Genomic DNA, 26,262 nt, shown 5'->3' with positions numbered 1-26,262 from the left:
CTTATATATGTGTGAGCTAAGGGTTAAAAAGTGCATTATTAGTCACTCGCTTTCGAAGCCATTAGGGGTTATTTAACGCAGCGAGGCTTAAATTGTTGCGCATCGCGTCTGGTAGCGCCGCCACATCTATAAGCGGACACATCACTTCACCAATAAACTGCACAGCATTTTTACGCTGCTTCACACTTAGCGCGCAGGCGTATATCTGCATCGACTCCTGCAGATAAAGCGTGGTGATGCGCTGTGTGCTATCAAATAACATGCCGCCGTCGCTATCTAATTGCGCCGGTGTATTTATCACCCTGGCGTCGCGCAATGGCATTCCATTTTCTTTGAGCGCCCGTCCGACATAGGTTAAATTCAGCCGCGCTTTTACCTTGCGCTGCACAATTTTACCCGGCAGCAAAAACAATGATTGTTCACTGCCACCGGTACTGAGCGTGGCGGCCTGCTGATTATCACTCGATGTGCTTTCACGAATGCGATGCGTGCCCGATTGGTATCCCACCGCCGGAAGAAAAGCACTGTCGCCAAAATTGAGCGCGTAAGTATGGCCATTGGCCATGACTTCTGCCGCTGGACCCGATAACGCGCTGTCAGCATCCACGCTTACCACCACACCCGCCGGAGAATCCGTGCTGCCTGCGCTGCTGCCCGACCAAAATCCCTGAGGCGTGGCGGCGAAGGCCGAGTTATAGCTTCCGGTTAAACTGGTCCCACCCTGGTTATGGGATAAGGTTCCATAGACGTTGCCATGCATCCCATCACGTCGCCCCGAGAGCTGAGAATACATTTCGCCTCCCTGGCTGCCCGTCGCGGTCACGCTTAATTCACGATATTCCGGCGCAAACCATGAAACCGCATGTGAAGCCTGCCACCCCATTTCAGCCCCCTGGCGGTGTTGGCGGCGATACTCGCCTCCAATCTGCGAAGTGTGACGCCGATCCGAAGCGGCTTCCTCGCGCGGCACATAGGACAGGGAAATACCGATATATCCACCGCGATCGGGTTCCTGACCGCTACTTATGCTACGAAAGATGCCCGCACGCGCCGACACTAATAGCGTGTTAAGTGTGAAACTGCGGCTGATATCCAGCTGCCAGCGCGTCTGTTTACTGGCCTGCTGATCTGCATAGCGCGGATATGAAGGCGCGGGATCAAGCCTAACGTCAGGCGTTACTGAGGCGCGGCTCTTGCTGTATCCCAGCGACACCGCGCTGCCCGCAAGCTGACCAGAAAGCGTTGCATTCAGACTCTGTGAACAACGATATTGACCTGCGTGCGTGGCCGATATGCAGGTATTACCTTGCTGCTGATAACGATATAAGGAAAGCGTTGCGCCTTTAGTCATCGCAAGCTGCTGAATATTGCCAGCCAGCCCATGTTTGTTCGCCATTGCCCCGATTCCCAGATTGACTATTCCGAGGGATGAGACGTTTTGCCAATCCAAACGGGTTTCATTAAAGCTTTCTCCTGCCAGCACTGAAACGGCGCTGGTGATCGTCAGCGGTTCGGCAAGGCGCGTTCTGAAGCCACTCTGCAAAGCAAAAGGGGGAGGATTTTTAACGTCTGGCACCGAATTAACGGCCTCAGCCACCTTCCCCAGCTGTGTGAACCATTGAAAATCTGCCGGACCCTGCTGCAGCGTCGTTTTGCTAAACGGGTATTGTTGTACGCGGCTTAATGCGCCCTCTTCATAGAATTTCAACGTTAAAAGATAACGTCCCTGGGGAAATGCCTGACTATTTAGTTTCACCACGCCTGCGGGCAGGTATTGCGTACCCAACAGTTCATCATCGCGATAAACATCCACCCGCGTGGTTCGCGATAATAATAAGGTGATAGGTGTTGTTGTTTCGCTCTCTTGACTGTTATTAACGTAACTTTGGGTGGTGCCCAGCCGTACTCCATAAAATTTAGGCAGCGGTAATAACGATAAATTAAAATTGCCGCCGAGCGCGCCATAAAGATTGCGCTTATCCATTTCGCCAACCTGAACATAGCGGCGTGTGCCAATATCATGACGAACATACAGATCATCATGGCGAAATGTTTTTTCCGTGTAATGTGATTGTTGATTGAACAATGCTTGCCAGCTACTGGAGAGATAACTTTTTTCGCCCAATCCCAATGCACCATTTCCCATAATGCTGATATTTTTAGTTGTGTCAGACGTAGCGAGATTGATTTGCTGCTGATGGATAAGTGCATTGTGCGCATTCAGCGCAGGTGCGTAATAGCCGGCCCCCGCAGGGGCTAGTGGCAGCCATGTGACGTTAATAAACAGATCAACATCATTGCGGCTTTCATTATAAATTAGCGCAGCACTTTCGGTATCCAATTGCCCACAACGTATTGAGGAAACATCATTTAAACAGGCTTTATGCCCATTACGTGCGAGTGGCTGACGCAAAGCAGTTGTTAGCTTTTTTTCATGTTCTTCACTTAAACCATAAATTTCTTTGATTCGCTGAACCAATTTTTCTGGTTGCGAAAACTGGATTTCATCAGGTTTTACCAGCGCATCATAAAGCCCTAAGTCATGGCTGGCTAAACGTACCGACAGTAATTCATGCTGACCCAGTAATAACTCTTCAAAACCTGAAGGCACGTTCTCCTGGCTCTGCGCCAGGCAGGGATAAATCGCTGCACCGACCAAAAATAGAATTAACCAGGAGAACGTCTTCACAATTAAAATCTCAAGCCAGAAATATTACGATTGTCACAACTGCATTAAGGTGCCTGCACTACTGCCAGTCTTACCAGACCGGTATAAAAACCTGCTGCAGGCGTGACATTGCCGCTGGAGATTTCCAATGGAATTGAACGCGACGCACCAGCACCTTTCGCCGCTGAAAACAGGCTGGCCGCGGTAAAAGTAGTGTTAGCCGTCGTCAACGCTTTACCATCAAATTTCACCGTCAGCGGAATGGTGTTTGCTGGCGTCAGGGTGTGCGTCAATTGCGCTGCGTTATACAATTTGATGTTGAGGTCTTTTTCAACATCATTAGTGTGCACGCGGGTGTTAATAATTTTAGGCGCCAATTTATTCATATCGGCCAGATACTTCATTTCAATTGCTGAGGGCAGATTTGAGCCATCTTCCATCATTAATGTCATAATGGGGTCAATGGATGCCGTGACGGTAATATCCTGATCAAACGCATAGGCATTGAAGGCCATGCTCCCCATTAAAGCCATTGACGCGAGTAATTTCACTTTCATTTTCTATTCCTTTATTCACTTTTATTGAATTGGCTACTGTTAGCCGTTACACAGGACAATCAAGGGAAGACACTTATTTTCTCCTGATTCTCTCCTTGTACTTTAAATACCAGCCTGAAAGTGCCGTTCTGAGGCTTAGTTTTCAGCGTGTAATGTTCACCGGGATAAACACTGCGTTGATCCTGAATCCACTGGCATGCATTCTCTTTTATCTCTTTTTTGCAATAACTGTAACGTTGCAGAATCACGCGAACATTACCGCGATTATGCAACTGCTGTTTATGGCGATCATATTCCATGGCAGGCTGAGCAATTAATGGTTGCTGGCGCACCAGCACGCCCCAAATTAAGCTCATGCCAATCGAAGCATTGATCTTATTGGTCACAGCCGGTGCATCACTGTCTAAAGCGGCAACCGGCTCAAAGTAAATACGGTAAACGTGCTCATGACTCACCGGCTGCAGCGCTATAATCCGCACGAGTTTATTCGCTCCGGCAGGCAAAGCGAACTTAACAGGGGATACCACAATATTTTTACCCTGCCAGCTTTTTACTTCGCGTTCCTGTTCCTCTGGCGTTGCAGGATGAATAACCTCTTTAACCACCACTCGTACATATTGGGTATTTTCGCTTTTAGAGGTAATTTGAATGGGCGTGTTTTCATTACGCTTTTCATCCAGGTTTATTACCATGGGATAAACGCTCATATTGGCGATCGCGGCATGAATCCCCAATAAAACCAAAAGAATGGCGCTCAATACTGCTGTTAACTGCTTCATAATGCCTAAACGTCTTATGCTGTTCCGATAGCCTTTTATGACGACAACCTATTGTGGAAATTAAGTCACATTCGGGAAGACGTTTCGGGATAAGACAGCGAGGGGAAAAGCGGATGCGGTTAAAATTTTAATAAGACCAGTTTCTTCAATATTTTAAGTCCAACTTATAAAAGGTATTGGCTGTTAGCAAAAGTTTTAAGCGTCAAGACAGGGCAGCGTTTGAGACATATCTCAATCTCAACCTGACCCGTTAAGAAGGTGTTAATGCCACAGGCGACAAACTCAGGACGAAAAAAAAGGCCATAAAATGGCCTTTACAAAGGAGGGGACAGAGGTGCTATGCCAGGTTAGGTCCGTAACCCGCGCCCACGCTGAATCAGCGAATACACCAGCACATAAAACACCACGATAAAGGCGATCAGCACAGATAGCGTGAACACCAGCGGCACATCGTTGATGCCGAGGAAACCGTAACGGAAGCCGCTGATCATATACACCACCGGATTCAGCTTCGACACCGCTTGCCAGAACGGCGGCAGCAGCGTCAGCGAGTAGAATACGCCGCCGAGATAGGTTAACGGCGTCAGCACGAAGGTGGGAATCAGGCTGATATCGTCAAAAGTGCGCGCGAATACCGCATTCAGCAGGCCCGCCAGTGAGAACAGAATCGCCGTCAGCAACAGCGTCAGCGCCACCATCGACCACGAATGCACGTGGAACGGCACGAAGAACAACGAAATCGCGGTAACCAAAATCCCCACGCACACGCCGCGCGCCACGCCGCCGCCGACATAACCGGCAATAATGATGTGCGTTGGCACCGGTGCCACCAGCAGCTCTTCAATGTTGCGCTGAAATTTGGCGCTAAAGAACGACGATGCCACGTTGGCATAAGCGTTAGTGATCACCGCCATCATGATCAGGCCCGGCACGATAAACTGCATGTAGCTGAAACCGTGCATATCGCCGATGCGTGAACCGATCAGATTGCCGAAGATGATGAAGTAGAGCGTCATGGTGATCACCGGCGGCACCAGCGTCTGAATCCAGATGCGGGCGAAGCGGTTAATCTCTTTGCTCCAGATGCTCTTGAGCGCCACCCAATACAAGTGCGTCATGCTTTCACTCCTGTTTTTCCCTGTGTCAGGCTGACGAACAGCTCCTCAAGGCGGTTAGCTTTGTTACGCATACTCAGCACCTGCACGCCTTGCGTGCTCAGCTGGCTGAACACGCTGTTCAGACCTTGCTCACGCATCACTTCCACTTCCAGCGTCGAGGTATCGACCAGACGATACTGGAAGCCCTCCAGCTGCGGCAGCGGGCTGCGCGGCGCCAGATCGAGAATAAAGGTTTCGGATTGCAGCTTGGAGAGCAAGCCTTTCATCGAGGTGTTCTCCACCAGCTCGCCGCTCTGAATAATGCCGATATTGCGGCACAGCATTTCTGCTTCTTCCAGATAGTGCGTGGTGAGGATGATGGTGGTGCCTTTAATGTTCAGCTCTTTCAGGAAACTCCACATCGAACGACGCAGTTCGATATCCACGCCGGCGGTCGGTTCATCGAGGATCAGCAGCTTCGGCTCATGCATCAGCGCACGCGCGATCATCAGGCGGCGCTTCATACCGCCCGAAAGCATGCGCGCACGTTCGTTGCGTTTGCCCCACAGGTCGAGCTGATTGAGGTATTTTTCCGCGCGCTTGTTAGCTTCAGCGCGTTCAACGCCGTAGTAACCAGCCTGATTGACCACAATCTGCATTACGGTTTCAAACGGGTTGAAGTTGAACTCCTGCGGCACCAGCCCAAGCTGGCGCTTGGCGTTGACCACGTCTTTTTGCAGGTCATAGCCAAACACGCGCACGCTGCCGCCGGTTTTATTCACTAACGAGCTGATAATACCGATGGTGGTGGATTTACCGGCGCCGTTTGGCCCCAGCAAGGCGTAAAAGTCGCCCGCTTCCACGTTGAGATCGAGTCCTTTCAGCGCCTGTACGCCGCCGGGATAGGTTTTGGTCAGCCCGGAAATTTCCAGTGCATATGTCATTGCGAATCCATACCTTGTTGTAGAGACATCAAAGGCCTATGAAAATGGTAATGCGCACGAGCGATGTCGCGGTCATTAACATTAAGAAATCAATGGAGTTTAGCAGAGAGTCGAGCCAGCCCATAAACCGTTGGCTTACGGGCTGCGCAGTGTATCGCAGGCGGGGAAGTTTAGCCTTGGACGATTGTGCGGTTATTCACCGGTCGGGATAACTTTGCCGATATACGGCAGATGGCGATAGCGCTGGGCGTAATCGATACCAAAGCCGACCACGAACTCATCGGGAATGGTAAAGCCAACAAATTCGACGGTGACGTCCACTTCACGACGCTCTGGCTTATCCAGCAAGGTACAAATCGCCAGTGACTTTGGCTCGCGCAGGCGCAGGATTTCACGCACTTTGCTCAGCGTATTGCCGGAATCGATGATGTCTTCCACGATCAGCACATCCTTGCCGCGAATATCTTCATCGAGATCTTTGAGGATTTTCACATCGCGGCTGCTCGACATGCCGCTGCCGTAGCTTGACGCCGTCATAAAGTCGACTTCATGCGGCACGTCGATGGCGCGGCACAGATCGGCCATAAACATAAAGGAGCCGCGCAGCAAACCCACCAGCACCATTTCGCTGCCGCTGTTGCGGTAGTGCTCGTTGATCTGCTTGCCCAGTTCGGCAATTCGGGTTGCGATCTCTTGCTCGGAGATCATCACGTCGACGGTATGTTTCATTGCATGCGTCCAGTTACGGTTTTTGGAAAGCCACGAAGTCTATCATAGACGAGCCAGCGTCTAACGCCGCGCACAGAACGCAAACGATTCCGTGGCGAAATTTATCGCGCTGGCGTTAACTGTAGGAACACGTCCGCCCCTTTACCGCCGAGTTCTGGAGTTCCTATGACCGCTTCATCCAGTAAAAAAACCAAAATTGGTACGCGCGAGCTGCACCCGGAAACGCAGATGCTGAATTACGGTTACGATCCGCAGTTATCGGAAGGCGCGGTGAAACCGCCAGTGTTTCTCACCTCCACCTTCGTGTTTAACAGCGCCGAAGAGGGGCAGGACTTTTTCGATTTCGTCGCCGGGCGCAAGCAGCCGCCGGAAGGCAAAACTGGTGGGCTGGTCTATTCACGCTTCAATCATCCCAACAGCGAAATCGTAGAAGATCGACTGGCGGTGTATGAAGGCGCGGAAAGCGCGGCGCTGTTCTCTTCCGGGATGTCGGCGATTGCCACCACGCTGCTGACGTTTGCGCGTCCGGGCGAAGTGATTTTGCATTCCCAGCCGCTGTACGGCGGCACCGAAACGCTGCTGAGCAAAACGCTGCACGATTTGGAGATCAAAGCGGTGGGTTTCAGCGATGGCACCGATGAAGATAAGGTGCATGAAGCGGCGAAGCTGGCGTGGCAGCGCGGACGCGTGGCGCTGATTCTGATTGAAACGCCCGCCAATCCCACCAACAGCCTGGTAGACATTCAGTTGATGCAGCAGGTGGCGGATGTGATTGCGCAGCAGCAAGGTTCGCGGCCGATTCTTGCCTGCGATAACACGCTGCTCGGGCCGGTGTTTCAACAGCCGTTGCAGCATGGCGCAGATTTGTCGCTCTATTCACTGACCAAATATGTCGGCGGCCACTCGGACCTGATTGCCGGTGCGGTGCTGGGTAGCAAAGCGTTGATCGGCAAGGTACGTTCGCTGCGCAGCGCCATCGGCACGCAGCTGGATCCGCACTCCAGCTGGATGATTGGCCGCTCGCTGGAAACGCTGTCGCTGCGTATGGAGAAAGCCACCAGCAATGCCGAAAACGTGGCGGCGTTTTTACGCGATCATCCGCTGGTGGAAAAACTGCATTGGCTGCCGTATCTGGCGGCAGAAAGTCCGGCGGGCAAAACGTATCAGCGCCAGTGCAGCGGCGCGGGTTCAACCTTCTCGTTTGATATTCGTGGCGGGCAAGCGGCGGCGTTCCGTTTCCTTAATACGCTGGAACTGTTCAAGCTGGCGGTGAGCCTCGGCGGCACCGAATCGCTTGCCAGCCATCCTGCCAGCACCACCCATTCGGGCGTGCCGCAGGATGTGCGACAGCGTATTGGCATCACCGATGCGACCGTGCGCTTGTCGATTGGTATCGAACATCCTGACGACCTGATCGAGGATATTCGCCTGGCACTGGAGGCGTCGGTTAACTGACGCTAAAACCGAGCATCATGCCGGTATCTTCATGCTCCAGCAGATGGCAATGCGCCATGTACGCATTGTCGGCGTTAGCGACATAGTTGAAGCGCACCAGCACTTCGCTGCGCCAGCCGTTAACGTTGACGATGTCCTTCCAGCCTGCGCGATGCGCCGCAGGCGGCTTGCCGTTTTCTGACAGGATGCGGAACTGCGTGCCGTGAATGTGGAACGGATGCAGCATGTGATCACCTTCACCGGAAATCGTCCACTTCTCCACTTTGCCCAATTCCACGTTGAACATCGGCTTGGTCATATTAAATGCCTGACCATTGATCTTGTTGCCATTATGGAAATCATAGGCGGCAGTTTTGCCGTGGCTGCCGTGATCCATCGCCATATCGCCATGATCCATCGGCTTCGCGCTATCACTCATCGCCATGTTGCCATGATCCATTTTCATGCCGCCCATGGCTTTATCGCCATAACGCTCCATCAGCGCCTGCATACCTTGCTGATCAAGCTGCGGATCCATCATCAGCTGCAGCCAGCGGCTTTGCAGGCCTTCGGTGGCGGGAATGGGCGGCAGATCCACCAGCTTGTCCGGCAGCGTACCGCTGGCCATCACGCGCAGCGGCAGAATGTTGACCAGCGGCAGCGGTTGGTCAAACGGCGCCAGCGTCATGCCCATCTGCGTCACCGGCAGCGTTACCACGTCGAAGGCTTTGCCATCTGACGTATCCACCAGCACTTCAAAACGCTCGCCCGGCAGCAGCGGCAAGCTATCCACTTTCACCGGCTCGGCCAGCAACCCACCGTCGCTGCCAATTACATACAGCGGACGTTGATCGCTGGTGGCGATATGCAGCGAACGCGCGTTACAGCCGTTAAGCAAACGCAGACGCAGCCAGCCGCGTGGCACCGCATGCTGCGGATACTGCACGCCGTTGGTGAGCATCATGTCGCCAAACCAGCCGACGGCGGCACGCATGATATCGAGCTGATAATCGATTTGCGTTCCCGCTTTATTCAGCTGCTTATCCTGGAAAATCAGCGGCACATCATCTTCGCCCCACTGCATCGGCAAACGCAGCTTGCCGGACGCTTCATCTTCCAGCAGCACCAAACCCGCCAGACCTTGCGCCACCTGATAACCGGTTTTGCCGTGTTGATGCGGATGGAACCAGCAGGTCGCGGCGGGTTGATCGGGGGTGAAACTGACCTGACGCGTCGCGCCGGGCGCAATAATCCCTTGCGGGCCGCCATCAACATCGCCGGGGATCTCCAGCCCGTGCCAGTGCAAGGTGGTGGCTTCCGGCAGTTGGTTATGGATGTTCACCGTGACGGCTTTTTCGCGTTGCAGACGCAGCGCGGGTCCGAGCAATCCACCGTTGTATCCCCAGGTAGGCACCGATTTGCCATTCCATTGGCTGCTACCGGTCATGGCGGTCAAGGTGTATTGCCCGCGGGCATCAGGCTGCAAAATGGAGGGAATCGGTAATAATGGGCGCGTGGCGGCCAATAGTGAGCGGCTCCACAGCGGCAGCGCACCGGCGGCGCTGAGTGCGGCAGTCAACTTTAGAAAATGACGACGTTGCATATTCTTATCCTTGTCGTGAATAAGGGCACAGCGTAAACCTTTACCCTGCGGGAGGGTCAAGCCCTGAAACAGATTGCACTGATAAAAAGGGTGGGAATGGCCCGAAAGGGCAAATTTAGCGGAATAGCGGCAATAACTGTGCTAACGTCAATAAATTGTCCCTTGTTGAGAATGATTATGACGAAAAGCATCAAGATCCTGCTGCTGGCGGGACTCCTTGGCTTCTCCTCCACCAGTTTTGCCCTGAGCGAATCCGAAGCAGAAGATCTGGCCGACCTCACCGCCGTGTTCGTTTATCTCAAGAACGATTGTGGCTATCAGGATTTGCCGGACGCACAGATTCGTAAAGCGCTGGTGTTTTTCGCCCAACAGAACCGTTGGGATTTAAGCAACTACAGCAATTACAACATGAAGTCGCTGGGCGAAGAGAGTTACAAGGATTTGAGCGGTATCGCCATTACCAACGACAAGAAGTGTAAGTCGCTGGCGCGCGACTCGCTGAGTTTGCTGGCTTACGTTAAGTAATCATTGCCCGCTGGTTGGTGCTTGCTGTCCTCCTCGGTTGGTGCTTGCTGCCCCCCTCCTTGGTTGGTGCTCGCTGTCCCCCTCCTCGGTCCTCCCCCACAAGTGGGGGAGGAAGATGCTGCAATATGTCAGTTCGAGAGTTGCATGTGGCAGCGTCTCCTTCCCCCGCTGGCGGGGGGAAGGCCGGGATGGGGGACAGCCAGCACAATCTCAACCTAAATCTAAACCGTCAACTCCAATCCAATACCCCGCTCGCGCAGGTCGCGGCACACCGCTTCATCCAGACGTGCATCCGTCACCACATCAGTCAGGCTATCAATCGGCGCGGCGCAATACAGCGACCATGAACCGTATTTACTGCTGTCAGCCAGCAGAACCCGGCGGCGCGCGTTGGCCAGCAGATCCATCTTCAATCCGGCTTTCTCTTCGGTTGGCGTGGTAATCCCGCGTTCGATGCTCCACGAGTTGCAGCTGACAAAGGCAATATCAGGATTGATGCTGCGCAGCAAACGGCGACCATGTTCGCCAATGCACGACTGGCTGGAATCGTCGATGCGTCCACCAATAATGGTGGTTTCGATTTGCTTAAACTCCGACAGAAACAGCGCGATATGCAGATCGGCGGTGATGACCCGCAGCTTGAGGTGCGTCAGCTGGCGCGCCAGCTCCAGCATGGTGGTGCCGGCATCCAGCACCACCGCATCACCCGACTGCACGTAGCTGGCGGCAAACTGCGCGATGGCCTGCTTCTCGGCGAGATTACGCTGCATCTTCTCCAGCGTGGTCGGCTGATTGGGGATAAAGCGATTCAGCGTAACGCCGCCATGGCTGCGGCTGATAACGCCTTCTTTATCCAGCTTGATCAGATCGCGGCGGATCGTCGCTGGCGAGGCAGAAATCGCGCTCACCAGTTGTTCAACAGTGACCAAATTATGGCTCTTCAGATAATCCATAATCTGGTCGAGACGGCTTTGTCCCTTCATATTTCCCTATGCAAGCTGCATCGCGAGTTTAATGGAGATCGCCATGCTCGCAGAGTTCGCTTTACCTGTCCAGGCGATATCAAACGCGGTGCCGTGGTCCGCCGAGGTGCGGATAAACGGCAGGCCCGCAGTGATGTTAACACCATCATAAAAGCCTAGTAATTTCAGCGGGATATGGCCTTGATCGTGGTACATCGCTACCACCATATCGTACTGTCCTTCCTGACACTGCAGGAACACGGTATCGGGCGGACACGGGCCACTGACATCAATGCCCTGCGCTTTCATGGCGTTAATGGCAGGCGCGACGATGGTGATCTCTTCATCACCAAACAGACCGTTTTCACCGGCATGCGGATTAACGCCTGCCACCGCGATGCGCGGCTGGTCGAAACCGACGCGGCGCAGGAAGCTGTCGGCCATGCCGATCACCGTTTGAATGCGCTCGCCGTTTAAGGTATCGAGGAACTTACGCAGCGCGATATGCGTGGTGACGTGAATCACTTTCAGCTTATCGGTATAGAGCACCATGGCGTAATTTTTGGTGTTGGTCAGTTGCGCCAGCAGTTCGGTGTGGCCGGGATAGATATGCCCCGCTGAGTGCAGCGCCTCTTTATTTAACGGTGCGGTGGCGATCGCCTGCACGTCGCCAGCCAGCGCCAGTTCGGTGGCGCGTTTAACGCAACGCCAGGCCAAATCACCCGCTGCTTTCTGCACCACGCCAGGCTGCAGCGCGGCGGCATCCGCCAGCGGCTCATCAATCACATTGATCATGCCGGGCGCGAAATGCGCATCCTTGACCTGGTCGAGCACGCGCAGTTCAGCCTGCGGCGTGACATGTAAACCCATCACCCGACGCAGCGTGTTAGCACAACCGACCACGACGGCAGGCACGCCCGCTAACTCACCTTCTGCCAGCGCTTTAATGATGATCTCCGGGCCGATGCCCGCCGGATCGCCCATGGTAATCGCAATAATTTTACTCACTCGACTTCTCCTCAATAAAACGAATGGCTTCTACCAGGGTGTTTTCATCACCAAAGCCACCTGCTTTGGTCATCACCGGCAGGTGTAATTCACTGTTAAGCAAAACCCCGTGCGGCACGCAGCCCGCCACAAGGCCCTGAATCTGAAAACCGCGGGCACCTGATGCCTGGGCCACGGCAATCGCCACATCGCCGCCAGAGAGATAAAGCCCAGCAGGCTGCACCTCGCGGCACACGCGACGGGTTAACTGCGCGAGAAACTGGCAGATGCGTTCGCCCAATAGCTGACGAGAAACCTGATGCTGTTGGCACAACTGCGCAATCTCATGACGCTGCCCGGCATGTTGGGTAGTGCGTACCACGCAATGCGCGCCGTCGTGCAGCGCCTGCTGCATTTCTTGCTGCCACCGTTCAGCCTGCGGCCAGGCCGGTTGGGCAAACAGCTGACGGATATCAATGTCGATAATGCGGATGTCACGCTGGCTAGCGAGGCGTGTAATCTGCTGCTGCGCAATGGCGCTCATCGAACCGACCACCGCCAGCACCGGACGCGACTGACGTGCCGCCAGCAACGCGCCGAGCGCATCGCTGAGCCCGGACGCTCCGGCCAACAACGGACGCGTCTCCAGCGTGGCTGCCGCGGCCATCAACAAGGCAATGTCGGCGTCATGTTCGATATCCACCACCAGCAAACCTTGCTTGCTGGCCAGCACCTGCGCCAGTTGATCGCTGCGCAGCGTGGCGAGGTCGAGGGTTTCACCCGGCAATGTGCTCTGCATCTGCAGACGCGTCAGCACATGGCCGCTGGTGACCGGCGTTTTGGGATCGCTGGCGAATTCGCTGTCGATCAAACGCTGCTGATGGATCCACACGTCACCCGCACGCGTGGTGCGTCCCAGCTTCGGCACTGCCGGCACCACTAAGGCTAATGTTTTACCGCTGGCCTGCATCGCGGCTTCGATCTCCGCGCCGGGATTGCCGCGCAGCGTGGAATCGATCTTCTTAAATAACCAACCGTCGTTAGCGATGGCGTGATGTTGCTCAATGGCAGCTCGCGTGCGTTGGGCCGCTTCTTGTGCGCTGGTTGCACGGCTATCGGTGCTGATCACCAGCACATCGGCAGCACCAGCGTCGTGTGGCGTGCTGCTCTCAAACAGCACATGCACACGCGCTCCGGCTTGTGCCAGCCCGCTGCCCGCGTCATTGGCGCCGGTGAAGTCATCGGCAATCACTAAGACTGGCGTTTTCCATGGCTGTGAAGTCATGCTTTCTCCTCTTCCGGCCGCTGCCGGGCTGCAATGATTATATTCAATCATGATTGATTATATGTGAGCAAGATCAAATTAATCGAAATCAATTTGCCCTATAAAATTAGGCACTGCAGTGATGAAACTCGCGCCGATTGAGCAAAATCAATCATTCAGCGCAAAAAACGTAAGGGTAAGAGATGAATATCAACAGCACCGTGATCAGTGGCTTTCAGGCGCTTAATGACCTCAGCTATTTACTGCAAGGTAAAGACAAAGCGCTGCTGGTGACCGATAAGAATATTGAAGGCATTCCGGCGGTACAAAAGCTGATCGCCCAGCTCACGCAGCAGATTGCCAGCCTGAGCATCGTCAACACGGTGCCGCCAGAGCCTAGCCAGCACGATGTAGCAGCCATTGTCGCCGCGCTGCCGAGCACCGATGTGGATCTGGTGATTGGCATCGGCGGTGGCAGCGTACTGGATGTCGCTAAGCTGCTGTCGATTCTGTGTGTCGAAGATGCGCCGACACTGGAGGCGTTACTGGCTGGTGAGAAGCCGCACACGCGCACCACTTCGCTGCTGATTCCGACCACCGCAGGTACTGGCTCGGAAGCCACGCCCAACGCGATTCTGGCGATCCCCGAGAAAGAGACCAAAGTCGGCATTATCACGCCGGTGATGCTGCCAGATTATGTCGCGCTGGTGCCAGAACTCACCACCAGCATGCCACCGCACATCGCTTCTTCCACCGGTATCGATGCGCTGTGCCATTTGATTGAGTGCTTTACCGCGACCGTGGCGAACCCGGTGAGCGATAACTATGCGCTGATCGGCATGAAAAAGCTGTTTGCCAGCCTCGAAACCACTATCGCCGAACCCGACAATCTCGAAGCGCGCCTGAATATGCTGTGGGCGTCTTATTACGGTGGTGCATCGATTGCACATGCCGGTACGCATCTGGTACATGCCATGTCTTATCCGCTGGGCGGCAAATATCATCTGCCGCACGGCGTCGCCAACGCCATTCTCCTCGCGCCCTGCATGCGCTTTGTACGACCGGCGGCGGTGAGCAAATTCGCTCAGGTTTACGATCTGCTGTCGGATGCCGACATCACGCTGGACGACGAAGCCAAATCCCACGCGCTGGTGGCGTATTTTGCCGCACTGGTGAAGCGCCTGAAGCTGCCCGCCAGCCTGGAAGAGCTGGGTATCGGCCCGGATCATTTGCCGTATCTGGTGGAAGCCGCGCTCGACGTGCAGCGCCTGATGAAGAATGTACCGATGAAAGTGGGCGCCGAAGACGTACGAAAAGTCTACCTGACGCTGTTTCCGGCTTTGAATCACTAAGGATTATCGAGGACAACATGAGTAAGAAAATTCAGGGCGTGTTAACCGCCATCGTCACCACCTTTGATCGCGACGGCGCATTCAACCCAGCCGCCCAGCGCGAGCAGGTACAACGCCAGTTAAGCGCCGGCAACGGTATCTTTTGCGGCGGCACCAACGGCGAATTCTTCGTGCTGAACGAACAGGAGAAGCTGGCGGTAACGCAGACCTGCGTTGATGAAGTGAACGGCAGCGCACCGGTGGTGGCGCACATTGGCGAGATCTCCACGCGTGAAACCATTCGCCTTGGGAAACAAGTGGCGAAGCTGGGCGTGGATGCGGTTTCGGTCATCACACCCTATTTCGTGCCGCTAAAGCAGGAAGAGCTGATTGCCCACTATCGCGCGGTGGCTGACGCCATCGACGTGCCGCTGTTCCTTTACAACATTCCGGCGCGCACCGGCAACACGCTGCAACCGGAAACCGTACGCACGCTGGCCGCACACCCAAACATCATCGGTATCAAAGACAGCGCCGGCAGCTATGAGAGCCTGAGCGGCTTTCTGCAAGCGGCTGCAGGCATCAACAGTTTTGATGTGCTGAACGGCCCGGATTCGCTGATCCATCAGGGCTTTGTCGACGGCTGCTCGGCCTGCATTTCTGGCCTTGCTAACGTGGCGCCTAAAGAGATCAACGCGATTTGGGCGCGCTTCCATGCTGGCGATATCGAAGGTTCGCGCCTGGCGCAAGAGAATGTGACCGGTCTGCGCACCGATCTGTATAGCGTCGGCTTCTCTCCCGCTGCAGTGAAAAAAGCGGTGACGCTGCTTGGTTTTGAGGTTGGTGACAGCCGCTACGCGGTGAGTTTCTCTGCCGAAGAAGAGCAGAAGATCCGCCAGATTGTGAATCAGTATTTGCAGTAATTAGAGTCATCACCATAGCAGCGTGAAGCCGATTTCAATCGCCGCACAAGCCGTAGCGGCGCGATTTTTCGCGCAATAAATTGCGCCGCTACGATGCATGCGATCCGCGGGAACGGTATTTATTTTCAACATCGGGAAGAATTATGAAAGTCATCTGTACCTCACCGTCGTTTGCAAAATATGACGCGACGCCGATAACCACGCTGCAACAGCACGGTTTTGAGCTGATCACGCTGCCCGCCGATGCGCCGCTGAGCGCACTCCAGCCACATCTGGCTGACACCGTGGCGCTGATCGTGGCTTTTACCGACATCAACGAAGAGCTGCTGGCGTTAGCACCGCAGCTGAAAATCGTCTGTAAGCACGGCGTTGGCGTCGACAACATCAATCTGGATGCCACGCGTGCACGCGGAATTTACGTCACCAACGTGCCGGATGCCAACAAACATGCTGTCGCTGATTTCGCCTTTGCTTTGATCCTTAACAGCGCGCGTCAGATCACCCAAGCCGCCATCGAAACCCGAGCGGGCTGCTGGCCGCGTATTTTTGCCACCGACGTGTACGGCAAAACGCTGGGCATCATCGGGCTGGGCAATATTGGTAAGCAGGTCGCGCTGCGCGCCAGAGGTTTCAACATGCGGGTGATCGCATTTGATTTTTATCCTGATGAGCCGTTTGCTGCTGAACACGGCATCGACTTCGTCACGCTGGATCAGCTGACCGAAACCAGCGATTTTATCACTCTGCACATGCCGCTTACCGACAAAACGCAGAATCTGTTTAATGCCGCGCGCCTCAAACGCATGAAGAAAAATGCCTTCCTGATTAATGCCTCACGCGGCGGCGTAGTGAATGAGCAGGATCTTTATCAGGCGCTGCTGGATAACGTGATCGCCGGAGCAGCGGCTGACGTGTTTGTGCAGGAACCGCTGACCGAGCATCCGCTGTTCACGCTCAGCAACTTCATTCCCACTTCGCATATCGCCGGTTACACCGATGGTGCGATCAGCGCGATTGGTGAACGCTGCGTGACGCAAATTGTGCAGTGCATCCAACAGGGCAAACGCCCAATCAACGTGATGAACGGGCTGGAATAACACGCCGCCTTTCTCTGTAACCTTTTTCGAGTGGATAATTACTATGACTAACTCTGCGCGCTCGAGTCGTATCCGTTGGTGGATTGCTGGCCTGATGTGGCTGGCCATCGCCATTAACTACATTGACCGCACCGTTCTCTCGGCAGCGGCTCCGCATCTGATCAAAGAGCTCGATATCAATCCTGAAATGATGGGCTTCATCATGGCGGCGTTCTTCTGGTCTTATGCGCTGTTGCAGATCCCGGCGGGCTGGTTTGCCGATCGCTTCGGTCAGAAAAAAGGGCTTGGTATCGCCGTCGGCTGGTGGTCGATCGCCACCATGGCGATGGGACTGGCGACCGGCTTTAAATCGCTGCTGGCGCTGCGTTTAGCACTCGGCGTCGGTGAAGCCGCCGCCTATCCCAGCAACGCGGGCATAACCGCGCGCTGGTTCCCGGATCGCGAACGCGCCACGGTTTCTGGCCTGTTCGACAGTGCCTCCAAATTTGGTGGTGCGGTGGCCATGCCGTTGATCGTCTTTATGATCGCCCTGTTCGACTGGCGTCTGACCTTCCTCGCTATAGGCGCGCTGGGCTTGTTCTGGGTGATTGCCTGGTACTTTATCTACGCCGAGAATCCGGAAGATCATAAGTCGATAAGCCAGCAAGAAGTGCGCTTCATCCGTAATGGCCAGACGCAAAAGCACGGCGACAAAAGCGTGCGTCCGATGAAGTGGTACAAGCTGCTGCGCTACCGCAATATCTGGGCAATGTGCATTGGCTTTTTCACCATCAACTACACCTCCTATTTCTTTATTACCTGGTTGCCAACCTATCTGGTGAAAGATAAAGGCATGGATTTCCTCAAAATGGGGATGGTGGCTGCGCTGCCGCTGATCTGTGGCATGGTGATTGAAGTGCTGGCGGGTTGGGCATCGGATCGCATGGTGCATAACAAAGTGCTGTCGCTGACCGCTACACGCAAACTGTTTCTCACCATCGGCCTGCTGATGGCGCTGTGTATCGGATTTGCCCCGTTCACCGATTCGGTGTTTATGACCGTGCTGCTGCTGTGTATCGCCAAATCCGGCACCACCGTGGCGGCATCACAAGTGTGGGCCTTGCCGGGCGATGTGGCACCGCAAAACAGCGTGTCGATTGTGGCGGGGCTGCAGAATACCGTTTCAAACATGGGCGGCGCGGTGGGTCCAATCATAACCGGCGCGATTGTTGGCGCAACCGGTCACTTTACCTGGGCGCTGGTGTTCTCGGCGGTGCTGGTGGTAATTGGCATTCTTAACTATCTGTTCCTGATGGGTAAAGTTGAACCTATCGTCGATGAGGAACAGGTGACGCATGCGCATTCCGTGGCAAGTGGCGCGGCGCGGTAATCGTCTGGGTCGCCATCAATGGCGACCTTACTGTTTAGTTATTTACCGGCAATAAACAGCCGATAAGCGGCAATCACTGCGAGAAAATCGTCGACGCCACAGAAAGAGAGGCTCTCTTCGTCGTAATAAGTCATGCCCTCTTCCATGCCGTCATCTTCCAGCGCCAGCTGGTTGGCACGAATCATCACCTCTTCATCATCCAGCCACAGCGTGTATTCATGCCCGACACGCTGCCACTGATTAATGGTGCCTTTCACCTGTTGGGCGGCGGCCTCAACCTCATCCAGCAACGGCAGATTGTCTTTGACCTCTTCGTTGAACCAGTGCCCCACCGCTTCGTGGTCCATCGACATACGCACTTTGACCTGACCGGTCAAATCACGCAGAAATTCATATTCCATGATTGCCTCATACTGATGACGCGCTGTGCAGCACAGTGTTAGTGCATTTTGTGCGCAGCACGCTGAATAAAGTGGGATCGCGCTCGCATTATGCCTGGAGATGTCAGCGGAAAAAAGGGCATAAAAAAAGGGACGATTTTCATCGTCCCCTTGTTCATCCCGATAACCGATTAAACGGCAGTCTGGAAGATCACTGTGTCGGCTTTGTCAGTGTATTGCCCCAGCTGATCAAAGTTGAGGTAGCGATACGTGTCAGCCGCGGTCTTATCAACCTGCAGCATGAACTGCTGATACTCGTCCGGCGTTGGCAGCTTGCCAAGCAGCGAAGCGACCGCCGCCAGTTCCGCTGACGCCAGGAAGACGTTCGCGCCGGTCCCCAGACGGTTCGGGAAGTTACGGGTTGAGGTGGAAACCACCGTCGCGCCGTCTGCCACACGCGCCTGGTTACCCATGCACAGTGAACAGCCCGGAATTTCGATACGCGCACCGCTCTTACCAAAGACGCTGTAATAGCCCTCTTCGGTCAGCTGGGCGGCGTCCATTTTGGTTGGCGGCGCCACCCACAGACGGGTTGGCAGCTGGCCTTTATGGGCATCCAGCAGCTTACCGGCCGCGCGGAAGTGACCGATGTTGGTCATGCACGAACCGATGAACACTTCGTCAATCTTCTCGCCCTGCACGTCAGACAACCAACGCGCGTCGTCTGGATCGTTCGGTGCGCACAGAATTGGCTCTTTGATCTCGGCCAGATCGATATCGATCACCGCCGCGTACTCAGCATCCGCATCGCCTTCCAGCAGTTGCGGATCGGCCAACCATTTCTGCATGCCTTCAATGCGGCGCTCCAGCGTACGACGATCGCCGTAGCCTTCCGAGATCATCCACTTCAGCAGCACGATGTTCGAGTTGAGATACTCGATGATCGGCTCTTTATCCAGCTTGATGGTACAGCCGGCAGCAGAACGCTCAGCCGAGGCATCGGTCAGCTCAAATGCCTGCTCAACTTTCAGTTTCGGCAGACCTTCGATTTCCAGCACGCGGCCAGAGAAGATGTTCTTCTTCCCTTTCTTCTCAACGGTCAGCAAGCCAGCTTTGATCGCATACAGCGGAATGGCGTGTACCAGATCGCGCAGAGTGATACCCGGCTGCATTTCGCCTTTGAAGCGCACCAGCACCGATTCCGGCATATCCAGCGGCATCACGCCCGTCGCAGCAGCAAACGCCACCAGACCAGAGCCTGCCGGGAAGGAAATACCGATTGGGAAACGGGTGTGTGAGTCACCGCCGGTACCAACGGTATCTGGCAGCAGCATACGGTTCAGCCAGCTGTGGATAACGCCATCGCCCGGACGCAGCGACACGCCGCCACGGTTCATGATGAAGTCTGGCAGCGTATGGTGCGTGGTCACGTCGACCGGCTTCGGATAGGCGGCGGTATGGCAGAATGACTGCATCACCAGGTCAGCCGAGAAGCCGAGGCACGCCAGGTCTTTCAGTTCATCACGGGTCATTGGACCGGTGGTGTCCTGAGAACCCACTGAGGTCATTTTTGGTTCGCAGTATGAGCCCGGACGGACACCCTCTACGCCGCAAGCGCGGCCGACCATTTTCTGCGCCAGCGAGTAACCGCGGGTGCTAACAGCCACATCTTTGGCTTGTACGAACACATCGCTATGCGGCAGACCCAGCGATTCGCGCGCTTTGGTGGTCAGGCCGCGACCGATGATCAGCGGAATACGACCGCCAGCACGGACTTCGTCCAGCAGCACGTCGGTTTTCAGCTCAAAGGTCGCCAACAATTCGTCGGTTTCGTGATTGCGCACTTCGCCTTTGTACGGGTAAACGTCAATGACATCGCCCATGTTCAGACGATCAACGTCGAGCTCGATCGGCAAGGCGCCCGCATCTTCCATGGTGTTGAAGAAGATAGGAGCGATTTTACCGCCGAGGCACAGACCGCCGCCCTTTTTGTTTGGCACGTAAGGAATATCATCGCCCATAAACCACAGCACCGAGTTGGTGGCGGATTTACGTGAAGAACCGGTACCGACAACGTCGCCGACGTAGGTCAACGGGAAGCCTTTGGTCTGCAGTGCTTCGATCTGTTTGATCGGGCCAATGTTACCCGCATCGTCGGGTTCGATGCCTTCACGGGCGTTCTTCAGCATTGCCAGCGCGTGCAGTGGAATATCCGGACGTGACCATGCATCCGGCGCCGGAGAGAGGTCGTCGGTGTTGGTTTCGCCGGTCACTTTGAACACGGTGGTGGTAATTTTTTCAGCCAGTTTTGGACGCTTCAGGAACCATTCGGCATCGGCCCAGGACTGGATAATTTTTTTCGCGTGTGGGTTACCCGCTTTGGCTTTCTCTTCGACATCGTAGAAGTTATCGAACATCAGCAGCGTGTGAGACAGGGCTTCGGCAGCAATCGGCGCTAAGGCTTCATCTTCTAGCGCTTCAATCAGCGCATGGATGTTATAACCGCCCTGCATGGTGCCCAGCAGCTCAACGGCTTTTTCGCGAGTAACCAGAGGAGAGTGGGCTTCGCCCTTAGTGACAGCTGCCAGGAAACCGGCTTTTACGTACGCCGCTTCATCAACACCTGGTGGGACACGGTTGACCAACAGGTCGGTCAGGAATTCTTCTTCACCCGCTGGCGGGTTTTTCAGCAGTTCAACCAGCGCGGCCATTTGGGAAGCATCTAACGGCTTAGGTACGATTCCCTGGGCAGCACGCTCGGCAACGTGCTTACGGTATTCTTCTAGCACGACGTTCTCCTCGCTCTCATTGTATAGCTTTCCGGTGCACCCCTTGATGCTGTCGAACAGTAGGGTGAGGTGCCCGGTTCCGCGTGGGGCAGCATAGCAGCATTTCGCCTGATTGTTAATCTGTTTACAAAAAAGCAACATTCGTGCGTTTTTTAGCAGCTTCATCTGCAAATTGAGCGGGATCACATAAAAAAGTAGGCTATGAAAGCCTGCTTGTTCTTATGTACGGAGAAGAGTGTTAACGATCAACCAGCACGAATTCGCTGTCGTTATAGCGTTCGCCCAGAATATTTTTCTCGCTAAACAACTCGTCCAGCGTGGCGACGTCCGTATGACGTAATGCTAAATCGGCGGCGGCGCAGTTCTGTTCCAGATGGGCGATTTTGCTGGCGCCGGGAATCGGCACAATAAACTCGCCTTTTGCCAGCACCCACGCTAACGCTAGCTGAGCGGCTGTTGCATCATAACCTCCAGCCATCTCGTTAAGTTGATTCACTAACTTCTGGTTATGAGCCTGCGCATTCTGCAGGGTAGTAATGAGCGATATTACAGGCAGCCCGTGCGGGCGTAGGCATTGCCTTTCTGCATGAAGCTACGGTGCGGGAAGTTTTAATTCGCGTTGAGTTAGTGGAAATACTGGCGAACTTCACTCAGGTAAAAGAAGGATTCTGGCTCTACTATCCGAGCCGGAAATATCTGCCCGTGCCACCAAGTCATTTTATTGATCGGCTTAAAGAAATTAATTTTTAATTAAAAACATCCATTACGCGATCTATTTAAATGATTAGATAATATAAAAATCCATTAATTATAAATAATTTAAAATATTAGATGAAATAAAAGAAGTTTGGCGTAGACTGCCTGCGGGCGCTTGAGGCAACTTGCTTCAAGCTGAAAAGATTGGGGTAGGTTGTGGAGCGTAAAACCGTGCAGTTAACTTTCATTAACCGCACGGGCAAGCATCATACCCTAACACCTGAGAAATGTCAGGGTAGTCGCTTGCTCGTGCTAAATCAAGAGGAACGTGACTATGAAGTCTATATTCAGCAAGCTGATTATCAGCGGGCTCATTCTATTAGGATTGTGTCTGGTTAATCGCAGTTCACTCTGTGAATTACGATTACGGATATTCACTGCTGAATTATCGGCTGTTATGGCTTACGAAGCGCAACAGTAAAAATTCACTAGCGGGAGTCCGCTCCCGCTATTCCGGCATTGCGCATGTGTTAGCTCTTGCGCCTTTTTTATTTGTTTATTTAAATAGAACCACTAATAAAAAACGGCTCCTTAAATGAGCCGTTAATTTATTCAAAGCGCGAACTTATTTCTTTTTCGCTTTCGGGTTCGGCAGGTCAGTGATGCTACCTTCGAACACTTCGGCAGCCAGGCCAACTGATTCATGCAGCGTTGGGTGCGCGTGAATGGTCAGAGCGATATCTTCGGCATCACAGCCCATTTCAATCGCCAGACCGATTTCACCCAGCAGCTCGCCGCCGTTGGTGCCGACAATCGCACCACCGATAACACGGTGAGTCTCTTTGTCGAAGATCAGTTTAGTCATGCCGTCTGCACAATCAGACGCAATAGCACGGCCTGAAGCGGCCCACGGGAAGGTGGACACTTCGTAGCTGATGCCTTTCTCTTTGGCTTCTTTCTCGGTCAGACCAACCCAGGCAACTTCTGGCTCGGTGTAAGCAATGGATGGGATCACTTTCGGGTCGAAGTAGTGCTTCAGACCCGAGATCACTTCCGCCGCTACGTGGCCTTCATGCACACCTTTGTGCGCCAGCATTGGCTGACCCACGATGTCACCGATAGCGTAGATGTGCGGTACGTTGGTGCGCATCTGCTTGTCGACGCGGATAAAGCCGCGATCGTCCACTTCCACGCCTGCTTTACCCGCATCAAGGCCTTTACCGTTCGGTACGCGACCAATCGCCACCAGCACCGCATCATAACGCTGTGCGTCAGCTGGCGCTTTTTTACCTTCCATCGATACGTAGATACCGTCGTCTTTCGCTTCAACAGCGGTCACTTTGGTTTCCAGCATCAGGTTGAATTTCTTGCTGATACGCTTGGTAAAGACTTTCACTACGTCTTTATCAGCAGCCGGGATCACCTGGTCGAACATCTCAACCACGTCGATCTCTGAACCCAGCGCTTTATAAACGGTGGCCATTTCCAGACCGATGATGCCGCCGCCCATAACCAGCAGACGCTTCGGCACTTCTTTCAGTTCCAGCGCATCGGTTGAGTCCCACACGCGCGGATCGTTGTGCGGAATGAATGGCAGTTCGATTGGACGAGAACCGGCCGCGATGATCGCGTTATCGAAGTTAATGGTGGTTGCGCCACCTTCACCTTCGACCACCAGCGTGTTAGCACCGGTGAATTTGCCGAGGCCAGTCACCACTTTCACTTTACGACCTTTCGCCATACCCGCGAGGCCGCCAGTGAGCTGGTTGATCACCTTCTCTTTCCACGAACGAATTTTGTCGATGTCAGTTTGCGGCTGGCCAAACACGATACCGTGCTCTTCCAGGGCTTTTGCTTCGTCGATCACTTTGGCGACGTGCAGCAGCGCTTTTGACGGGATACAGCCTACGTTCAGACAAACACCGCCGAGGGTGCTGTAACGCTCAACGATTACGGTTTCCAGACCTAAATCAGCGCAACGGAAGGCTGCAGAGTAACCTGCAGGACCTGCCCCAAGTACCACGACTTGAGTTTTAATCTCTGTACTCATCATGACCTCTTGTTTGATTACCGGCAGTCAGGAAAAAGCTTTTCCCAAGCTCTAATGCCCTATATCCGCCGGGACATTTCACCGCGAGAGTTTACAGAATTGTTAACAAACTGCCAACCGCGGCAACATTGAATGCTTACAACAAGGCCGGCTTTCGCCGGCCTTGATTAACTTCACATCACCAGACGGCGAATGTCGGACAGTGTGTTGTTGATGATGGTGATAAAGCGCGCACCATCAGCACCGTCGATCACGCGGTGGTCGAAGGAGAGTGAGATCGGCATCATCAGACGCGGCTCAAACTCTTTACCGTTCCACACCGGCTCCATCGCTGACTTGGAAACACCAAGGATAGCCACTTCCGGCGCGTTGACGATTGGCGCGAAGTGCGTGGTGCCCAGGCCGCCAAGGCTGGAGATGGTGAAGCAACCGCCCTGCATGTCGCCGGCGGTCAGCTTGCCATCACGCGCTTTCTTCGAAATCGCCATCAGCTCGCGGGACAGTTCAGTGATGCCTTTCTTGTTCACATCTTTGAACACCGGAACCACCAGACCGTTTGGCGTATCAACCGCCACACCGATGTTGATGTATTTCTTCAGCGTCAGTTTCTGTGCATCTTCAGACAGTGAACTGTTGAAGCGTGGCATCTGCTCAAGAGCAGCGGCAACGGCTTTCATGATGAACACCACTGGCGTGAATTTTACATCCAGTTTGCGTTTCTCTGCTTCGGCATTCTGCTGTTTGCGGAACGCTTCCAGATCGGTGATATCGGTTTTGTCGAAGTGCGTAACGTGCGGGATCACCACCCAGTTACGGCTCAGGTTGGCACCCGAGATTTTCTGGATACGACCCAGTTCCACTTCTTCAATTTCGCCGAACTTGCTGAAGTCCACTTTCGGCCAAGGCAACAGACCTGGCAGGCTTCCGCCGCTGGCTGCTGCAGCCGGAGCCGCTTCAGCGCGTTTCACCGCGTCTTTGACGTAAGTCTGCACGTCTTCTTTCAGGATGCGACCTTTACGGCCGGTACCTTTGACTTTCGCCAGGTTAACACCGAACTCGCGCGCCAGGCGACGAATCACCGGCGTCGCGTGTACGTAAGCATCGTTCTCAGCGAACTCGCCTTTCGCATCCGCTTTCGCTGCTGCTGGGGCCGCTGCCGGTTTCGCGGCTTCTGCCGCTGGAGCCGCTTCCTGCTTAGCCGCAGGCGCCGCAGCCGGTGCCGCGCCTTCCACTTCGAACACCATGATCAGTTTACCGGTGCTGACTTTATCGCCAGTCGACACTTTCAACTCTTTCACGATACCGGCGAAAGGTGCAGGCACTTCCATTGAGGCTTTGTCGCCTTCCACCACGATCAGGGATTGCTCAGCAGCGACTTTGTCGCCCACTTTCACCAGGATCTCGGTGACTTCAACTTCGTCGCCACCAATGTCTGGGACGTTGACGTCTTTAGCGCCAGAAGCCGCAGGTGCTGCTGCTGGAGCCGCTTCCTGTTTAGCTGCTGGAGCAGCCGCCGGCGCTGCGCCTTCTGCTTCGAACACCATGATCAGTGAACCGGTGTTCACTTTGTCGCCGGTGGAGATTTTGATCTCTTTCACCACGCCCGCGAACGGTGCCGGGACTTCCATTGAGGCTTTGTCGCCTTCAACGGTGATCAACGACTGCTCAGCCGTTACGGTGTCGCCCACTTTCACCAGGATCTCAGTGACTTCAACTTCGTCGCCGCCGATGTCCGGTACGTTGACTTCTTTACTGACCGCAGCAGCGGCAGCAGCTGGAGCAGGAGCGGCTTCCGCTTTCTTCTCTTCTGCTGGCGCTGGCGCCGCTTCTGCGGCACCTTCTGCGTCAAAAATCATAATCAGCGAGCCGGTTTCGACTTTGTCGCCGGTCGAGATTTTGATCTCTTTAACCACGCCCGCCTGCGGCGAAGGCACTTCCATGGAGGCTTTATCGCCTTCCACGGTGATCAGCGACTGTTCAGCTTCAACTTTGTCGCCCACCTTTACCAGGATTTCGGTGACTTCAACTTCGTCTGCCCCGATGTCCGGTACGTTAATTTCGATAGCCATTACTCTCTT

General features: G+C 54.4%; 22 protein-coding genes. 7 read left to right on the top strand and 15 right to left on the bottom strand.

The window, feature by feature from the left end:
• Positions 1-61: 61 nt before the first annotated feature.
• From PO881_RS03625 to hpt, 6 genes are all read right to left on the bottom strand, one after another.
• Entirely contained in the window at positions 62-2,689 is a 2,628-nt protein-coding gene (locus PO881_RS03625; RefSeq protein WP_280172465.1) for a TcfC E-set like domain-containing protein, read from the bottom strand.
• A 44-nt stretch (positions 2,690-2,733) separates the two neighbouring features.
• A complete protein-coding gene (locus PO881_RS03620) occupies positions 2,734-3,225 on the bottom strand; it encodes a CS1 type fimbrial major subunit (protein WP_137385172.1) in 492 nt (163 codons plus the stop codon).
• Between the two features lie 59 nt (positions 3,226-3,284).
• Entirely contained in the window at positions 3,285-4,004 is a 720-nt protein-coding gene (locus PO881_RS03615) for a fimbrial protein TcfA (RefSeq protein ID WP_137385171.1), read from the bottom strand.
• A gap of 347 nt (positions 4,005-4,351) precedes the next feature.
• Positions 4,352-5,122: an ABC transporter permease gene (locus PO881_RS03610; protein ID WP_101762076.1), complete on the bottom strand. Its 771-nt coding sequence runs from the start codon at positions 5,120-5,122 to the stop codon at positions 4,352-4,354.
• Positions 5,119-6,045, bottom strand: a complete 927-nt coding sequence (locus tag PO881_RS03605; protein WP_101762077.1) for an ABC transporter ATP-binding protein — start codon at positions 6,043-6,045, stop codon at positions 5,119-5,121. The genes PO881_RS03610 and PO881_RS03605 overlap by 4 nt, the downstream gene beginning before the upstream one ends.
• Before the next feature lie 192 nt (positions 6,046-6,237).
• The gene (hpt, locus tag PO881_RS03600) at positions 6,238-6,774 is read right to left on the bottom strand and encodes a hypoxanthine phosphoribosyltransferase (RefSeq protein ID WP_192235688.1); all 537 of its coding nucleotides are present in this window, start codon (positions 6,772-6,774) and stop codon (positions 6,238-6,240) included.
• A 165-nt stretch (positions 6,775-6,939) separates the two neighbouring features.
• Here hpt and PO881_RS03595 point away from each other — a divergent pair, with 165 nt between their 5' ends.
• Positions 6,940-8,229, top strand: a complete 1,290-nt coding sequence (locus PO881_RS03595) for a cystathionine gamma-synthase family protein (protein WP_280172464.1) — start codon at positions 6,940-6,942, stop codon at positions 8,227-8,229.
• Here PO881_RS03595 and cueO read toward each other — a convergent pair.
• On the bottom strand, positions 8,222-9,811 hold the full coding sequence (gene cueO / locus PO881_RS03590; protein WP_280172463.1) for a multicopper oxidase CueO: 1,590 nt from the start codon (positions 9,809-9,811) through the stop codon (positions 8,222-8,224). The two genes, PO881_RS03595 and cueO, sit on opposite strands and share 8 nt — an antisense overlap.
• 177 nt (positions 9,812-9,988) lie before the next feature.
• Between cueO and PO881_RS03585 the strand changes: the two genes are divergently transcribed.
• A complete protein-coding gene (locus PO881_RS03585; protein WP_007888732.1) occupies positions 9,989-10,336 on the top strand; it encodes a YacC family pilotin-like protein in 348 nt (115 codons plus the stop codon).
• A 221-nt stretch (positions 10,337-10,557) separates the two neighbouring features.
• Here the strand turns inward: PO881_RS03585 and PO881_RS03580 are convergent, their stop codons facing one another.
• The 3 genes from PO881_RS03580 to PO881_RS03570 are packed head-to-tail and all read right to left on the bottom strand — an operon-like array spanning position 10,558 to position 13,570.
• A complete protein-coding gene (locus PO881_RS03580; protein ID WP_101762081.1) occupies positions 10,558-11,319 on the bottom strand; it encodes a DeoR/GlpR family DNA-binding transcription regulator in 762 nt (253 codons plus the stop codon).
• A gap of 6 nt (positions 11,320-11,325) precedes the next feature.
• Positions 11,326-12,306 (bottom strand): D-threonate 4-phosphate dehydrogenase, encoded by a 981-nt coding sequence (locus PO881_RS03575; RefSeq protein ID WP_101762082.1) that lies wholly within the window; start codon positions 12,304-12,306, stop codon positions 11,326-11,328.
• Positions 12,299-13,570: a four-carbon acid sugar kinase family protein gene (locus PO881_RS03570; protein ID WP_280172462.1), complete on the bottom strand. Its 1,272-nt coding sequence runs from the start codon at positions 13,568-13,570 to the stop codon at positions 12,299-12,301. Before PO881_RS03570 ends, PO881_RS03575 begins: the two co-directional genes overlap by 8 nt.
• Positions 13,571-13,752: 182 nt before the next feature.
• Between PO881_RS03570 and PO881_RS03565 the strand changes: the two genes are divergently transcribed.
• The 4 genes from PO881_RS03565 to PO881_RS03550 all read left to right on the top strand — a co-directional run bounded on the left by PO881_RS03565 (position 13,753) and on the right by PO881_RS03550 (position 18,269).
• A complete protein-coding gene (locus PO881_RS03565) occupies positions 13,753-14,901 on the top strand; it encodes an iron-containing alcohol dehydrogenase (RefSeq protein WP_280172461.1) in 1,149 nt (382 codons plus the stop codon).
• Positions 14,902-14,918: 17 nt separating this feature from the next.
• Positions 14,919-15,803, top strand: a complete 885-nt coding sequence (locus PO881_RS03560; RefSeq protein ID WP_192235698.1) for a dihydrodipicolinate synthase family protein — start codon at positions 14,919-14,921, stop codon at positions 15,801-15,803.
• 143 nt (positions 15,804-15,946) lie between these two features.
• Positions 15,947-16,900 carry a phosphoglycerate dehydrogenase gene (locus PO881_RS03555; protein ID WP_280172460.1) on the top strand — a complete coding sequence of 318 codons (954 nt, stop codon included), beginning with the start codon at positions 15,947-15,949 and terminating at the stop codon, positions 16,898-16,900.
• Between the two features lie 43 nt (positions 16,901-16,943).
• Positions 16,944-18,269, top strand: coding sequence for an MFS transporter (locus PO881_RS03550; protein WP_101762087.1), 1,326 nt, complete (start codon positions 16,944-16,946; stop codon positions 18,267-18,269).
• Between the two features lie 38 nt (positions 18,270-18,307).
• Here the strand turns inward: PO881_RS03550 and yacL are convergent, their stop codons facing one another.
• The 3 genes from yacL to PO881_RS03535 form a co-directional block, all read right to left on the bottom strand.
• Positions 18,308-18,670: a protein YacL gene (gene yacL / locus PO881_RS03545; RefSeq protein ID WP_101762088.1), complete on the bottom strand. Its 363-nt coding sequence runs from the start codon at positions 18,668-18,670 to the stop codon at positions 18,308-18,310.
• Between the two features lie 170 nt (positions 18,671-18,840).
• Positions 18,841-21,438 carry a bifunctional aconitate hydratase 2/2-methylisocitrate dehydratase gene (gene acnB, locus PO881_RS03540; protein WP_101762089.1) on the bottom strand — a complete coding sequence of 866 codons (2,598 nt, stop codon included), beginning with the start codon at positions 21,436-21,438 and terminating at the stop codon, positions 18,841-18,843.
• Positions 21,439-21,676: 238 nt separating this feature from the next.
• A complete protein-coding gene (locus PO881_RS03535; protein ID WP_280172868.1) occupies positions 21,677-21,967 on the bottom strand; it encodes an aldo/keto reductase in 291 nt (96 codons plus the stop codon).
• Positions 21,968-22,035: 68 nt separating this feature from the next.
• Here PO881_RS03535 and PO881_RS03530 point away from each other — a divergent pair, with 68 nt between their 5' ends.
• The gene (locus tag PO881_RS03530) at positions 22,036-22,188 is read left to right on the top strand and encodes a hypothetical protein (RefSeq protein WP_277974529.1); all 153 of its coding nucleotides are present in this window, start codon (positions 22,036-22,038) and stop codon (positions 22,186-22,188) included.
• A gap of 571 nt (positions 22,189-22,759) precedes the next feature.
• Here PO881_RS03530 and lpdA read toward each other — a convergent pair.
• Positions 22,760-24,184, bottom strand: coding sequence for a dihydrolipoyl dehydrogenase (gene lpdA / locus PO881_RS03525; RefSeq protein ID WP_008108560.1), 1,425 nt, complete (start codon positions 24,182-24,184; stop codon positions 22,760-22,762).
• 173 nt (positions 24,185-24,357) lie between these two features.
• Positions 24,358-26,253 carry a pyruvate dehydrogenase complex dihydrolipoyllysine-residue acetyltransferase gene (gene aceF, locus PO881_RS03520; RefSeq protein ID WP_280172459.1) on the bottom strand — a complete coding sequence of 632 codons (1,896 nt, stop codon included), beginning with the start codon at positions 26,251-26,253 and terminating at the stop codon, positions 24,358-24,360.
• Between the last annotated feature and the right edge of the window lie 9 nt (positions 26,254-26,262).

The sequence above is a fragment of the Pantoea sp. SS70 genome (genome assembly GCF_029866845.1).
In the GTDB taxonomy this organism is placed as follows: Bacteria; Pseudomonadota; Gammaproteobacteria; order Enterobacterales; family Enterobacteriaceae; genus Pantoea; species Pantoea leporis.
The sequence above is the reverse complement of the archived record's forward strand: the minus strand, read 5'-3'. Positions and strand labels throughout refer to the sequence as shown.

Excerpts from the sequence above, each read along its gene's own strand:
- PO881_RS03565 (WP_280172461.1), top strand. The coding sequence starts at position 13,753 with ATGAATATCAACAGCACCGTGATCAGTGGCTTTCAGGCGCTTAATGAC.
- PO881_RS03620 (WP_137385172.1), bottom strand. The coding sequence starts at position 3,225 with ATGAAAGTGAAATTACTCGCGTCAATGGCTTTAATGGGGAGCATGGCC.
- PO881_RS03555 (WP_280172460.1), top strand. The coding sequence starts at position 15,947 with ATGAAAGTCATCTGTACCTCACCGTCGTTTGCAAAATATGACGCGACG.
- aceF (WP_280172459.1), bottom strand. The coding sequence starts at position 26,253 with ATGGCTATCGAAATTAACGTACCGGACATCGGGGCAGACGAAGTTGAA.
- hpt (WP_192235688.1), bottom strand. The coding sequence starts at position 6,774 with ATGAAACATACCGTCGACGTGATGATCTCCGAGCAAGAGATCGCAACC.
- PO881_RS03585 (WP_007888732.1), top strand. The coding sequence starts at position 9,989 with ATGACGAAAAGCATCAAGATCCTGCTGCTGGCGGGACTCCTTGGCTTC.
- PO881_RS03580 (WP_101762081.1), bottom strand. The coding sequence starts at position 11,319 with ATGAAGGGACAAAGCCGTCTCGACCAGATTATGGATTATCTGAAGAGC.
- PO881_RS03615 (WP_137385171.1), bottom strand. The coding sequence starts at position 4,004 with ATGAAGCAGTTAACAGCAGTATTGAGCGCCATTCTTTTGGTTTTATTG.
- PO881_RS03560 (WP_192235698.1), top strand. The coding sequence starts at position 14,919 with ATGAGTAAGAAAATTCAGGGCGTGTTAACCGCCATCGTCACCACCTTT.
- PO881_RS03570 (WP_280172462.1), bottom strand. The coding sequence starts at position 13,570 with ATGACTTCACAGCCATGGAAAACGCCAGTCTTAGTGATTGCCGATGAC.
- cueO (WP_280172463.1), bottom strand. The coding sequence starts at position 9,811 with ATGCAACGTCGTCATTTTCTAAAGTTGACTGCCGCACTCAGCGCCGCC.
- PO881_RS03595 (WP_280172464.1), top strand. The coding sequence starts at position 6,940 with ATGACCGCTTCATCCAGTAAAAAAACCAAAATTGGTACGCGCGAGCTG.
- yacL (WP_101762088.1), bottom strand. The coding sequence starts at position 18,670 with ATGGAATATGAATTTCTGCGTGATTTGACCGGTCAGGTCAAAGTGCGT.
- lpdA (WP_008108560.1), bottom strand. The coding sequence starts at position 24,184 with ATGAGTACAGAGATTAAAACTCAAGTCGTGGTACTTGGGGCAGGTCCT.
- PO881_RS03610 (WP_101762076.1), bottom strand. The coding sequence starts at position 5,122 with ATGACGCACTTGTATTGGGTGGCGCTCAAGAGCATCTGGAGCAAAGAG.
- PO881_RS03605 (WP_101762077.1), bottom strand. The coding sequence starts at position 6,045 with ATGACATATGCACTGGAAATTTCCGGGCTGACCAAAACCTATCCCGGC.
- PO881_RS03550 (WP_101762087.1), top strand. The coding sequence starts at position 16,944 with ATGACTAACTCTGCGCGCTCGAGTCGTATCCGTTGGTGGATTGCTGGC.